Here is a 14,576-nt window from a genome sequence, read left to right as displayed (position 1 = left end):
TGACATATTTTAAGAGCTAATATATGATGCATGGCTTTGATAAGGTTATTACTAATAGAAATTAGAGAGACAAAATAAAGATATTAATAATAGAAAAGAGGAATATAATAATATTTTAGGTCCGTATATTAGGATTACATATTAAATAATACAATATTTATTATTTTTAATAATTAAAAGTTGTAAGTTTATCATCTAAAATACATGAATTTTAGATAAATAAAATGAAATTGCACAAAATTTAATTTTAAAAAATGCAGGAGAAATCTATGTTTATAGGTTTATTTTTATTCATGAAAGAAATTTCATCAAATTTAGTTGTATAAAATGCTTTACAAAAAATTTGGACGGTGATATATTCTAATCACAGCAAGGCACCACTAATAAAGAGGTGAGGCTGTGATAGATAATATAGTCGAGGAAACGTGGACACTCCTAATATATCTTTCATAGTTATACCACTTATACAGTGAATGTCTTCTGATAATATAAATTCTTATTTATAAGAAAGAAGGAATTCATTATGAAAAAACAATTTGCAACAATTTTTGCAGCAACAGCAGTATTAGGTGTAACAACAGCATTCGCTGCTAACCCATTCTCCGATGTAACTCCAGATAGCTGGGCATACCAAGCTGTATCCCAATTAGCACAATCTGGTATCGTTAATGGTTACCCAGACGGCACTTTCAAAGGCCAAAACAATATCACTCGTTATGAAATGGCTCAAATGGTAGCTAAAGCAATGGCTAACCAAGATCGTGCTAATGCAGAACAACAAGCCATGATTAATCGCTTGGCTGACGAGTTCTCCAATGAGTTGAACAGCTTGGGCGTTCGCGTATCTCGTTTGGAAGACCGTGTAGGTAATGTAAAAGTAACTGGTGATGCTCGTATCCGTTACCAAGGTTCTGAAGATAAAGGCGTTTACAAAAATAACAGTAAATCCTTAACAGATGGCCGTGCACGTGTTCAATTCAACGGCAAAGTAAATGATAAAACTGAAGCTGTTGTTCGTGTAAAAGGTAATTACGAATTCGGTGATTCTACAAAAGGTGCTGATGCAACAATTGATCGTGCTTATGTAGATCACAAATTTGGTAATAGAGTATCTGCTAAAGGTGGTCGTTTCCAACAAACAATTGGTGGCGGTTTAATGTACGATGATACATTTGATGGTGCTCAATTGAACGTAGGTAATGACAAAGTTCAAGTACAAGGTGCTTATGGTTACATGATGGCAGGTGCTGCTGATGGTAACTCCAAATCCGATAACCCTTCCGTAGCTTATGTAGGTGTTAAAGGTAAAGTTGGTCAAGAATCCACAGTTGGTGGTTTCTACTCCAAATTATCTAGCGGTAACTTGAACCATAACGGTTCCACAGTAAGCTCTGATGGCCAAGACGTATACGGCTTCAATGCAGACTTCCGTAAAGATAAAGTTTGGGTTGGTGGTGAATGGTTAAAAGCTTCCAACGTAAATGATTCCCAAGCTTGGACAGCTGGTGTTGGTTATGGTAACTACGACATCGCTAAAAAAGGTACATGGGATGTAAAAGGTCAATACTTCAACCAAAAAGCTAACGCTCCAATCGTAAGTTCCACTTGGGATCAAGCATATGACTTAACAAATACATCTAATGGTTACAAAGGTTATATGGCTAGTGTAAACTACGCAGTACAAGATAACGTAGGCTTATCTGCAGGTTATGGTTTCAACTCTAAAGACCAAAAAGGTAATGATCTTTCCGATTTCTACCGTGCAGAATTAAACTACAAATTCTAATTCCCTCACAAACAAAAAAAGACTTCTTCGGAAGTCTTTTTTTGTTGTATATAAAGAGATAATATTTTCTTTTGTATATAATAGTATATATATAGTAAAATAAATCTATATATAGTGAAAGGTAAAAATTTATTTGATTAGTATGTATATTGATCTATTCCACAATATATTGTATGAGGTGTTTATGAACTATTTATGCATAAAATAATCCTTGAATAATCAATAGGTGCACTATTAATTAGTACAACTTAATAATATATATGATAATCAATCTCATTTAATGAAAAAAAAGATAAATTTCATATTTTTAATAAAAAAAAATATATCTCATAAAAGTAGATAATACGTGAATTTTGGGGCTTTTTAAATTATAAAATTTTTATAATGAGAATGATATTGAGAAAAAAGGGTTTACACGAAAATTTGGTTATGCTAATATCACCCTACAAGAAGTAACAAACACATGAAACGAAGAACTTCGATGTAGAATGTGGCGAGGAAACGTGGACACTCCCAAAAATTCTTAATCTGAAGAACAGAGTAGAATGTGAATGTTATGACTTGTAACATTTTATATTTCTATTTTTCAGAAAGAAGGAATTCAACTATGAAAAAACAATTCGCAGCAATCTTTGCAGCAACAGCAGTTTTGGGTGTAACTACTGCATTCGCAGCTAACCCATTCTCCGATGTAACTCCAGATTCTTGGGCATACCAAGCAGTTTCCCAATTGGCAAACGCTGGTATCGTTAATGGTTACCCAGATGGCACTTTCAAAGGCCAAAACAACATCACTCGTTACGAAATGGCTCAAATGGTAGCTAAAGCTATGGCTAACCAAGACCGTGCTAACGCTGAACAACAAGCTATGATCAACCGTTTGGCTGATGAATTCTCCAACGAATTGAACAACTTGGGCGTTCGTGTAGCTCGCTTGGAAGACCGCGTAGGTAACGTAAAAGTTACTGGTGATGCTCGTCTTCGTTACCAAGATGCTGAACATGCTAAATCCAAATTCGACGCTCGTGCACGTGTACAATTCAACGCAAAAGTAAACGATCGCACTGACGCTGTTGTTCGTTTGACTTCTGGTAACTTCGAATTGGGTGACTCCACTACTGGTGGTAATGCAAACGCTACAATCGACCGCGCTTATGTAAACCATAAATTCGGCGAACGTGTATCTGCTAAAGCAGGTCGTTTTAACCAAGTTATCGGTGGCGGCTTAGCATTTGATGGTACATTCGACGGTGCTCAATTCAATGCTGGTAACGACAAAGTTAACTTCCAAGCAGCTTACGGTTACTTGGTGTCTGGTGACAAAATTGCACCTAACAAAACAACTGGTTTCAAAGGTTTGACTAAAGACGAAAACGTAACTAACACTTACCTTGGCTTGAACGGCAAAGTAGGTAAACACACTATGGTTGGTGGTTTCTACGATCGTGTAAACCAAGATACTTCTAATGGTTACAAAAACGTATATGGCTTCAACGCTAATGCAAACTTCGACAAAGTTTGGGTTGGTGGCGAATGGTTGAAAGACTCCCATGTAGATGAATCTCAAGCTTGGACTGCAGGTCTTGGCTATGGTAACTACAACATCGCTAAAAAAGGTTCTTGGGATGTTAAAGGCCAATACTTCAACGCTAAAGCTAACGCTCCTATCGTTGATACTACTTACAACCACATCTACACTACAGATGCTAAAGGTTGGATGGCTTCCGTTAACTATGCATTGCAAAACAACGTTGGCTTATCCGCTAACTACGGTTTCGACTGGAAAACTCAAGACGGTGCTGATCTTTCCGACTTCTACCGTGCAGACCTTAACTACAAATTCTAATTTGATAGTTAATCATATAAAAGGGACTCCTTCGGGAGTCTCTTTTTTTATGAATAATATATAGATTCCTATAATAAATTGATATAGAATACCTTTTATTATGCAATTTTGATAACTATAGATCGATTTATATACAAATAATACTTATCTTTTGCTTTATGACTTATTAGCTCTGTTACTGGGAGAAGTAAAATATTTTTGATAGAGGATTACTGTATATTTCTATCTATATAAGTATTATAAATGGTATAATAAAGAGTATTAGATTTTCTTGTAAAGGAGGTAAAAATGAATCCTTCTTTTTCTCACATAAAAATGGTAGCCATCGATTGTGATGAGACATTAGTTCGAAGTGATAATACAGTTTCTGCGTATACGGTTGATGTATTGCATCGCTTGCAGCAGAAGGGAATTGGTATAACAATTGCAACTGGACGCATGTATCAAACGGCAAAACCAATTGGATTAGCATTACAACTTGGCAATGTTCCTATGATATTGTTCTCTGGTGGTTTAATCCAGGAGTTAGAAACGGGATATAAGTTATTTGAACAAACTGTTCCTATAGATGTAGTACATCGTGTTTTTCAACTCGGTCAACAATATAGTTGGCATATACAATCGTATGTAGATGATCATTTACTATGTCATCATAAAAATTGGCAATCCGATCATTATGAACAGCAAACAGGGGCTGTAGCTGAGTTTTTAGGTGATACAATTTATACACTTTCTTCAGAACCTAATAAGCTCATTGCAATCGATACAGAGGAAGGAATCGATAAAATTATTGATATCTTGACCCCATTAGTTGGTAATCAAGTTACATTGGTGCGTAGTCAACGAGATTTCCTCGAAATTACTGCACCGAATGTATCAAAAGGGCGTGCATTAGCTCAATTAGCTCTAGATAATCATCTTAGCCTTGAAAATATAGTTTCCTTTGGAAATGCAGAGAACGATATTTCTATGCTTAGTGAAACAGGGTATTCAGTAGCTGTTTCAAATGCAACAGAACATGTAAAATCTGTGGCTAATGAAGTATGTGGGCATCATAATGAAGATGGTGTAGCTCATTGGATTGAAAAGAATCTTTTATAATGGAGTAAAACTATGGAAGCATTTCGTTTATTAATTGTTACAGGCATGTCTGGCGCTGGCAAAACTCAGGTTCTACAAGCATTAGAGGATATGGGCTATCTATGTATTGATAATATTCCTCCTGTACTTATTCCTAAGCTAAGTGAAATTTGTCGACAAGGTGGAGAACGGACTAACCGTGTAGCTTTAGTCGTAGATATTCGCGGTGGTGAATTCTTTGAAGCCCTTTCTTCATCTCTTGAAACATTAAGAGAAATGAAGGTAGATTATGAAATTGTCTTTATGGATGCCACAGATGAGACGTTAATTAGACGATATAAAGAAAGTCGTCGCAGCCATCCACTGGCTCCAGATGGGATGATTACTACAGGTTTGAAAGAAGAACGTCAGATATTAAATTCTGTACGACATAAAGCAGACTTCATTATTGATACAACGAATATGAAAACTGCGAGCCTCAAAGAGTATTTAAAAACTCGATTCACTCAAGTAGATGAAGGCCATGGCATGTCTATTACAGTTGTAAGCTTTGGCTTTAAATATGGATTACCTTTGGATGCGGATATGGTTTGGGATGTTCGATTCTTACCAAACCCATTCTATATTCCAGATTTCCGTCATAAAACAGGTCGTGTGAAAGCTGTAAATGAATATATTCATTCCTTTGAAGTTACAGAGGAATTTAAAAAGCGTTATTTTGATACTATTGATTTTCTTGTGCCTAATTATGAACAAGAAGGAAAGTCTCAATTTATCGTTGCTGTAGGCTGTACAGGTGGTATGCATAGATCTGTGGCTATGGCAGAAGCATTATATTCTCATCTATTAGAAAAAGGCTATCGCGTTTCTGTAGAACATCGAGATATGATGAAAAATAATGTAGAAGAAGATTATAATCCTCATGAAATTAAAACACTTGGTAACTAGATAGGGGTTCATATGTTGCGAAAAAGATGGTTTCGGTGGCTTATTCCGGGCCTAAATATAAAACGTTGGCTTGCCCTATTTAGTTGTGGTGTAGGTCTTTTAATCATTGGCATATCATTGATGTTTAACTATCAATGGCTTGCCGTTCTTGAAGATGTTGTACTGGCCTTTTCTTATAATATGACGGGCTTTTACAATTATAATGTGCTCATTGCTGTGGGTGCAGTTATATTATCGATTGGCGCTGTTCTAATGCTAATTGGTACTAGTAAGGTTATTAAAACGATTATTCGTGCTGTATTGCCTAATCCTGATAGTAAGGTATCAGATATTATCTTCCAAAATATACGACTTGATAAAGGTCCTAAAATCGTTGTTATCGGCGGTGGTACAGGATTGTCTAATCTATTGCGTGGATTGAAAACACACACATCTAATTTATCAGCTATTGTTACAGTAGCTGACGATGGTGGTTCATCAGGTCGTTTACGGGAAGATTTTAAAATGATTGCCCCTGGTGACTTACGAAACTGCTTGGTCGCATTAGCAGAACAAGAAGGGGTTATGGAAAATCTTTTCCGCTACCGTTTTGAAGGGGAAAATGAGCTATCTGGTCATAGCTTTGGTAATCTCTTTATCACAGCACTTGCTCAAGTATATGATGGCGATGTGGAGGAAGCGCTTGAAGCGGCTAGTAAATTGTTGCGTGTACGAGGTCGTGTAATTCCGTCGTCTACTGAGTTCATTAAATTAGTAGCGGAGATGACCGATGGTACTATCGTAGAAGGTGAAAGTAATATTCCTAATTCTGGTAAACGCATTCGCCATATGTATAGTGAGCCAGCACAGCCAAAACCAGAAGGTGCTGCGTTACGTGCTATCGATGAAGCAGATGTTATCATCTTTGGACCAGGTAGCTTATATACAAGTATCATTCCGAATTTGTTAACTGATAAAATTGCATCTCATGTACGCGCTAGTAAGGCAAATAAAATTTACATTGCTAATGTTATGACTCAACCTGGCGAAACTACAGATTATACCTTAAGTGATCATGTGGAGGCTCTCATTGCACATGGTGGTGAAGGCATTGTAGATACTGTACTTGCTAATGATGGACCACTACCAATTCAAATGGTAGAACAATATAGTGCTGTAGGTTCAGAGCCTGTAGCATTAGATACTAAGAAGCTACAAGCTAAAGGAATACGTACGATTCGGGCTACATTGATAAGCCCTAAAAAGCCGGCTGTTCATGATCCTGAACGGTTAGGTAAAGTAATTATGGATATTGTGCATGCTATGCAATCAGATACTGAACCACATATCCTAGAGTATTATCTCCAACGAGATGATCATTAATGAGAAGGGATACCTATGTCATTTGCTGAAGATGTAAAAAATGAATTATGCCAATATGAATCCTCTAGTGATGCAGATTTGGCCATGAAAATTGAAGCGTCTTGCTTATTGCGCATGGGTGGATCTATCATTCTGGGGATGAAGGGTGCTGTTGGTATTAGATTGGCTACTGCAAATAATGCAGTAGCTCGTCGCTTGTTAGGCATATTAAAAAAACAATATGAATTACCTACCAATGTATTAGTACGACAAGGACTAAATTTGCGCAAGAAAAATATGTATACTTTATCTGTAGAGCCATCTATAGAAGGGCGACAGGCGTTAGAAGATCTTGCTTTATGGCCTGTAACTGAACAAATTCCTCGTAGTTGGCTTAAATCTATGGAGGCACGACGTGCTTTTTTACGAGGTGCTTTTTTAGGCGGTGGCTCTGTTAATAAGCCACAAAGTGATTATCATCTTGAGTTTATGACCGGCAATGAGAATTTTGCAAAGGAAATTATACATGTATTGCGGTTATTTCATATTCATGCAGGTTTGACTGAGCGTAAGGAAGAGTACGTAGTATATCTTAAAGAAGGGGACGCTGTAACGAATTGCTTGCAAATTATGGGTGCTCAATCAGCACTGATGGAATTTGAAAATGTGCGCATAATGAAAACTGTACGAAATCAAATTAATCGACAAGTAAACTGTGAGACTGCAAATTTGCAAAAGGTTGTAGATGCTGCAGTACGCCAGGTAAAGGCTATTCGAATTATCGATAGAGAAATTGGTATTGATGAGTTGCCTGAAAAGTTGCGGATTGTAGCAAGATTGAGATGGGACAATCCAGAAGCGAGTCTGAAAGAACTTGAAGAATTGATGGATGGCGAATTATCTAAGTCGGGTATTGGACATCGTTTAAAGAAAATCGAAGCATTAGCACTTACGTATGACCCTATGGGGCTTGAAGAAATATAGAGGTATTAATATATGTTTTCTTATAAATCAAAATATTGTGTAGCCGCAGCGATGGCCGCCATGGCTGCTCTTACAGGCCATGTAGAGGCTCGTGATATAGATTTACAATCAATTGGATATTTTCAGTTTTCTCCGTTGCCACCAAGTTTGGTGTCTCAAACGGATACATTGCTACTATCAGATAGCCCTGAATATGTAGGACCAGTAGGTGGTACGCTTAGTGCAGGTACAATTAATGGAAATGGTCGTATCTATTTTTACCATGTAAATGAAATGGATCAGCCTCATAAGATTGCTATCGTATTGGAGAATCAATCGGCGTATCCCAATACTGTTCATGTGATGAGACAGTTGAAATCTGTGGCTACACCAGATTATTTCGCTGCTGGTCGTGATTTATCCCGGAAGGACTTAGAGCATCCTTTAGATGAAAGTCCCAATGCGAGACCTTTATATTCGCTAAGTATTCCGCCACAAGGGCGCCAATTAATCTTTAGTGATTTGGAAAATACACCAGTATATCAAGATGCATTATTTACCGGTATCGTAGATATTAAAACAGAGGCACCAATCTTTGCTCGTGTTATGATGTTGCCTGTGGGGATGGATGCTGTTGATGCATCTCATTGGGCTAAAAATTTACCTATTGATGAAATTCAGTTGCGCGGTACCTATACTGGGTCTAAGCGTAATATGGAGGTTACCACACCTTTTGATACTACATTAGGTGGTGCTTTTGTAGAAATCGGTAATGACCGTGAAGATATGTTTATCAACGGTATAGACGAAATGCAAAATAAAGCATTTGTTCGTGACCGTGGTAACTATGGTGTTTCATATACTTTAAAAATTCCTACAAAAGGTAATGAACCATTTAGATTGTATTTTAACCCTCTTGGTGGTCCCTATTCTGGTTCCTTTACGGTGAAAGCATTACACCAACAAGGTGTTCGTCGCGGTCAAACAGATACACGAACCTATCATATTGGTGGTGCCGATGGTATCTCTGCACTTGGGGATGGAACTATTTTAGATAGTCGCATCATGGGTAACTATAACGCAGGTGATTTATTAACATTAAACTTTATGCCTGCAGGGGCATCTAACTTGCCGATACGGTTCTTGTTAATTCCTGAATCTCTTGCGAATCCACAAAAACATCAAACTATTGCTGTTAATGTTCCTAAGGATGTAAAAGATAGTTTAGGTCATCCAACTCAAGGGACTACGCAAATTCCAGTAGGCCCTATAGGTAGTAAAGATAGCAATAAAGGTACTGTAGATACTACAAAATCCACATTGACACCTAGTAAGCAGGCAGAGAATATCGCTCATGAAGAAACAAAAAAATTGAGTGATAAAGCTGCGGCAGATGCTAAAAAAGAGGCACAACTCAAAAAAGCAAAAGATGCAGAAGAAGCATTAGCGCGTAAGAAGGCTGAAGAAGCTCGTATAGCAGCAGAAAAGGCCGAATTGGCGCGTAAAGCAGCAGAAGCAAAACATGCTGAAGTGGAGCGAAAACTAGCAGAGAAAGCTGAGGCGGATCGCAAAGCTACTGAATTGAAGGCGGCTCAAGAAGCACAAGCTGCAAAAGAAAAAGCTGCATTAGAAGCTAAAAAAGCTGAAGAAATGCGCCAAGCAGAAGAAGCTAAACGACTAGAAGCTGAAAGAAAAGCTGAGCTTGATCGAAAAGTAGCTGAAGCACGTAAGGCCGAAGAAGAACGTAAAGCAGAAATGGCGCGTATTGAAGCTGCAAGAAAGGCTGAGGCGGATCGTTTAGAAGCGGCCCGTAAAGCAGAGGAAGCTCGTGTAGCGGCAGAAGCGAAACGTCTTGAAGAAGAACGTAGAATAGAAGCGGCTCGTATTGAAGCCGCTCGTAAAGCTGAAGAAGCTAGACAAGCCGCAGAAGCCAAGGCTCGATTTGAAGCACAACGGGCAGCAGAAAAGGCAGCATTAGAGGCAAAAAAAGCTGAAGAAGAACGCTTAGCAGTTGAAGCGAAAGCGCGTTTAGAAGCACAGCGAAAAGCAGAACAAGAAGCATTAGAAGCACGCCGCGCAGAAGAAGCACGTCGCTTAGAAGCAGATAGACTTGAGGCACAACGCAAGGCCGAGCAAGAACGACTTGAAGCGGCTCGTAAAGCTGAAGAAGCTCGCGTTGCTGCTGAAGCAAAACGTCAGGAAGAATTGCGTAAAGCAGAGGAAGCTCGAATTGCAGCAGAAGCAAAACGAGCAGAAGAACTTCGTAAGGCCGAGGAAGCTCGAATTGCAGCGGAAGCAAAACGGGCAGAAGAGGTTCGTAGAGCCGAGGAAGCACGCCGCATAGAAGAGGCTAGACGAGCAGAAGAAGCGCGAAAAGCCGAGGAAGTACGTATAGCTGCTGAGGCACGTAAAGCAGAGCAAGCTAGATTGGCTGCAGAACGTGCAGAGGCTGAACGCCAAGCAGCAGAGGCAAAACGCATTGCTGAAGAACGTTACCAAGCTCACTTAGAAGCGGAACGTAAGGCGGAAGAAGCACGTCAGCAAGCTCTTGCGCAAGCCGAAGTTGAACGTAAAGCTAAAGAGCGAGCTGAAGCAATTCAACGTGTCAAAGAACAACAAGAAAATGCTCGTCATCGCGCAGAACTTGCACGTCAACAAATTGAGGCAGAACGTAAGGCAGCACAAGTTGCTAAAACAGGACCTTCCTTCAGTGAACTTGATGATGTACATGAGGATACACCAAGTGTAACTATTCCAAATGCTGTATCTATTGATGAGTTGACTAAACCTAGACCGACTGCATCTCAAAATACACGTCGTCGTGACCAACGGCAACCACTACAAAATCAACAATATGCACAGCAAAATCCAATGACTAATGGTCAACAAGATCAAGATCCTTATAGTTCACAGCAAGATAAACAAAATGATGATCAAAATCCACCAAAATTATATCCTATGGGTCAGTAATATTAGCTTATAATAATGAAAATTATTTGTATCTAATTATAGATTGATTATAAGGAAACAATTGGTGAAGTATAGAGAGGACAAGCCACTTTTAAGGGCTTGTCCTCTTTTTAAAATACTTATGAACTTTCGCTTTCACATTGACTTTCAAGGGCAGATTCAGTACAATAAATAAAGAAAATGCATCTATGGTACGAGAGACCATTGCATATTACAAAACCTTTTAATTTAGTCCAGAGAGGCTGAGAAAGGAATATAGTTGAAGCGCCCCCATAAGGGCTTCTTTGTGCAAACTATTTGACCTTTTGCCCTGGGCAAAAGGTCTTTTTTGTTACGTGAGTTAGGAGGAAATCATGGGACAAGTTAGCCTAAAAGGCAAACATTTATTGGGTTTGCAAAATGTGTCACCTGAAGAAATCAAATTGATTTTAAATGTGGCAAAGAAAATGAAAAAAATCGTTCTTTCTGATGATAAGAAGGTTCCACTTTTAAAGGGGAAATCCATTATTAACCTCTTTATGGAGCCAAGTACTCGTACCCGTAGTTCCTTTGAATTGGCCGGCAAATATTTAGGGGCTGACGTTATCAATCTTTCTCCTAGCGGTTCTTCCATGGGTAAAGGTGAAAGCTTCCGTGATACTTTGCTAACATTATCCTATATGGGCACAGATGCTATTGTAATGCGTCATAGTGCTGAAGGGGCTCCTCTATATGCCACAAAAGCAGTAGATCCTATTATTATCAATGCTGGTGACGGCGCCCATGAACATCCAACACAAGCATTATTAGATATGTACTCCATTTTAGAGAAAAAAGAATCTATTGAAGGCTTAAAAGTTGTTATCTTAGGCGATATTATGCATAGCCGTGTAGCAAGATCTAATATTTATGGCCTTACTAAAATGGGTGCTAAAGTACATTTGGCTGGTCCTCGTACTATGGTATATCCAGAGCTCGAAAAATTAGGTGTTACCGTACACCACGATATTCGTGAAGCAGTGGCTGATGCAGATGTGGTTAACGTACTTCGCATTCAATTAGAACGTATTCATTCTGCGTTGTATCCTACAAATAGAGAATATGCACGTATCTTTGGTATTAACAATGATGTATTGAAATTGGCTAAAGATGATGTAATGGTAATGCATCCAGGTCCTATGAATCGGGGCCTTGAAATTGCACCAGATGTAGCATATTCTGATCAATCCGTAATTCAAGAACAGGTACGTAATGGCGTAGCTGTACGTATGGCTGTATTGTACTTAACTATTATCGGAGGTGACGGTAGTGAGCTTGCTTATTAAAAATGGTACGGTAGTTAATCCGGCAAAAAAACAAAACGAAGTAGCAGACGTTCTCGTAAAAAATGGTAAAATTGCAGCCATCGGTCAAAACTTAAGTGCCGAAGGCGCTGAAGTATATGATGCAACAGGTCTTATCGTAGCACCTGGTCTTATCGATATTCACACACATTTGCGTGAACCAGGACAAGAAGCTAAAGAAGATTTCCACTCTGGTACACAAGCTGCTGCAGCAGGTGGTTTCACACGTGTTGTAACTATGGCTAATACAAATCCAGTTGTAGATAATGCTGCTCTTGTAAGAGGCTTACAAAAACAGGCTGAGCTTACAGGTGTTGTAAAAGTAGAATTTATTGGTGCCGTATCAAAAGGCCTTGAAGGTAAAGAACTTGCTGAAATGGGCGACATGGCGGAAGCTGGTGTAGTAGCCTTCTCCGATGATGGTCACTATGTAGAAAATGCTGCGTTTATGCGTCGTGCCTTAGAATACTCCTCCATGTTCAATAAAATGGTTATCGACCATGCAGAAGACATTACATTGACTAAAAATGGTCATATGCATGAAGGTATCGTTTCCTATGAATTAGGTGTTATTGGTCGTCCTGCAGTAGCTGAAGATTTGGCTGTTGCTCGTGACATCTTGTTGTCTGAAATGACAGGTGGTCACATTCATATTGCTCACGTAAGTAGTAAAAATACAGTGGACATGGTTCGTCGTGCAAAAGCAAAAGGTCTTAATGTAACATGTGAAGTTACAAGCCAACATTTATCTTTCACAGATGAATATTTACGCGAATATAACCCAGCGTTCAAAATGGCTCCTCCAATTCGCTCCGAAGATCATCGTCAAGCATTATTGGAAGGCTTGAAAGATGGCACAATCGATGCAATTATTACAGACCATGCACCACATGCGTATGAAGAAAAAGACCATGAGTTCTGCTGTGCACCAAATGGTTTCAGTGGTCTCGAAACATCTTTAGCAGCGGTTATTACTAATGCATATGGTCCAGATAAACTTAGCATCGACCAAGTTGTGTACTACATGAGTACACGTCCAGCTGAATTAATGCGTCTTGATGCAGGTGTTCTTGAAGTTGGTAAACCAGCAGATATTACTGTATTCTCTACAACTGAAGAGTGGACAGTAGATCGAAATAAATTCTATACAAAAGGCAAAGTCAGCCCATTTGATGGTATGACTGTTACAGGTAAGGCCAAACTCACAGTAGTTGATGGCAAAGTAGTTATGAAGGAGGGCGTAGTCTTATAATGAAAGGCAAGTTAGTTCTTGAAGATGGTTCCGTGTTTGAAGGTTCCTTATTAGGTGGCGCTCCTACATTAGGGGAAGTTGTATTTAACACAGGTATGACAGGGTATCAAGAAATCTTGACTGACCCGTCCTATGCGGATCAAATTATTACATTAACATATCCTTTGATTGGTAATTATGGTACATTGAATGCTATTACTCAAGGTCCTAAACCATATTGTAAAGGATTTATCGTAGGCGAACTGTGTGATTTCCCATCTAACTGGCAAAATGAAGGCCTATTTAGCGAGTATCTTCGTTTACACGGTATCCCTTGCCTTTATGATGTAGATACACGTGCTATTACACGTGTTCTTCGTAACCATGGTGTAATGAAAGGCGTACTTGTACGTTCTGACTACCCTATGGAAGATATTCAAAAATTATTTAAACAAGACTTGCCAACAGATCAAGTTATGCGTGTAACTACAAAATGGCAAGGTATGCGTGGCGATAAAAATGCTGAGTTCCATGTAGCTGTAATGGACTATGGTGTAAAGGAAAATATCCTTCGCTCTTTAGAAGCAGCTGGTTGCCGTCTTACAGTATTCCCTGCAGATGCTAAAGCTGAAGATGTGTTAGCAGCAAATCCAGATGGTGTGTTCTTATCCAATGGCCCTGGAGACCCTCAAGATCTTGGCTATGCCGTAGAAGAAGTAAAGAAATTGTTCGGCAAAAAACCAATCTTCGGCATTTGCATGGGTCATCAAGTATTGGCGCAAGCTTATGGTGGTACAACATTTAAATTGAAGTTTGGTCATCGTGGCTCTAACCATCCAGTACAAGATTTACGTACAGGCCGTGTATATATTACCTCTCAAAACCATGGCTATGCAGTAGATGATACTTCCTTGCCAGATTTTGTAGAAATTACACATCGTAGTGTAAATGATGGTACTGTGGAAGGTATGCGCCATAAAGAATTGCCTATTTTCTCTGTACAATATCACCCAGAAGCATCCCCAGGACCTACTGATAATCTATATTTATTTGACGAATTTGAAGACTTAATGAGAAAGGGAAAATAAT

At 38.9% G+C, this 14,576-nt stretch carries 10 protein-coding genes; all 10 read left to right on the top strand.

Features of this window, described 5'->3' with window-relative positions; genetic code table 11:
- The first annotated feature begins 523 nt into the window (after positions 1 to 523).
- Positions 524 to 1,786: an S-layer homology domain-containing protein gene (locus tag VEIS1202513_RS06430; RefSeq protein WP_105094769.1), complete on the top strand. Its 1,263-nt coding sequence runs from the start codon at positions 524 to 526 to the stop codon at positions 1,784 to 1,786.
- Between the two features lie 607 nt (positions 1,787 to 2,393).
- Positions 2,394 to 3,632 (top strand): putative porin, encoded by a 1,239-nt coding sequence (locus tag VEIS1202513_RS06425; RefSeq protein ID WP_213467079.1) that lies wholly within the window; start codon positions 2,394 to 2,396, stop codon positions 3,630 to 3,632.
- Positions 3,633 to 3,920: 288 nt separating this feature from the next.
- The gene (locus VEIS1202513_RS06420; protein ID WP_213467078.1) at positions 3,921 to 4,733 is read left to right on the top strand and encodes a Cof-type HAD-IIB family hydrolase; all 813 of its coding nucleotides are present in this window, start codon (positions 3,921 to 3,923) and stop codon (positions 4,731 to 4,733) included.
- Positions 4,734 to 4,745: 12 nt separating this feature from the next.
- Positions 4,746 to 5,660, top strand: coding sequence for an RNase adapter RapZ (gene rapZ / locus VEIS1202513_RS06415; protein ID WP_213467077.1), 915 nt, complete (start codon positions 4,746 to 4,748; stop codon positions 5,658 to 5,660).
- 12 nt (positions 5,661 to 5,672) lie between these two features.
- Positions 5,673 to 7,022 (top strand): gluconeogenesis factor YvcK family protein, encoded by a 1,350-nt coding sequence (locus tag VEIS1202513_RS06410; RefSeq protein WP_005387319.1) that lies wholly within the window; start codon positions 5,673 to 5,675, stop codon positions 7,020 to 7,022.
- A gap of 15 nt (positions 7,023 to 7,037) precedes the next feature.
- Positions 7,038 to 7,985 (top strand): DNA-binding protein WhiA, encoded by a 948-nt coding sequence (gene whiA / locus VEIS1202513_RS06405; protein WP_005387320.1) that lies wholly within the window; start codon positions 7,038 to 7,040, stop codon positions 7,983 to 7,985.
- Positions 7,986 to 7,997: 12 nt separating this feature from the next.
- Positions 7,998 to 10,934: an ATPase gene (locus VEIS1202513_RS06400; protein ID WP_213467076.1), complete on the top strand. Its 2,937-nt coding sequence runs from the start codon at positions 7,998 to 8,000 to the stop codon at positions 10,932 to 10,934.
- A gap of 353 nt (positions 10,935 to 11,287) precedes the next feature.
- Positions 11,288 to 12,238: an aspartate carbamoyltransferase catalytic subunit gene (locus VEIS1202513_RS06395; RefSeq protein WP_105086209.1), complete on the top strand. Its 951-nt coding sequence runs from the start codon at positions 11,288 to 11,290 to the stop codon at positions 12,236 to 12,238.
- Positions 12,222 to 13,508, top strand: coding sequence for a dihydroorotase (locus VEIS1202513_RS06390; protein WP_213467074.1), 1,287 nt, complete (start codon positions 12,222 to 12,224; stop codon positions 13,506 to 13,508). The genes VEIS1202513_RS06395 and VEIS1202513_RS06390 overlap by 17 nt, the downstream gene beginning before the upstream one ends.
- Positions 13,508 to 14,575 (top strand): glutamine-hydrolyzing carbamoyl-phosphate synthase small subunit, encoded by a 1,068-nt coding sequence (carA, locus tag VEIS1202513_RS06385; RefSeq protein WP_060924922.1) that lies wholly within the window; start codon positions 13,508 to 13,510, stop codon positions 14,573 to 14,575. The genes VEIS1202513_RS06390 and carA overlap by 1 nt, the downstream gene beginning before the upstream one ends.
- Position 14,576: the final 1 nt, after the last annotated feature.

Origin of the sequence: Veillonella orientalis, assembly GCF_018406505.1 — a bacterium.
GTDB classification, from domain to species: Bacteria; Bacillota; Negativicutes; order Veillonellales; family Veillonellaceae; genus Veillonella; species Veillonella nakazawae.
The sequence above is the reverse complement of the archived record's forward strand: the minus strand, read 5'-3'. Positions and strand labels throughout refer to the sequence as shown.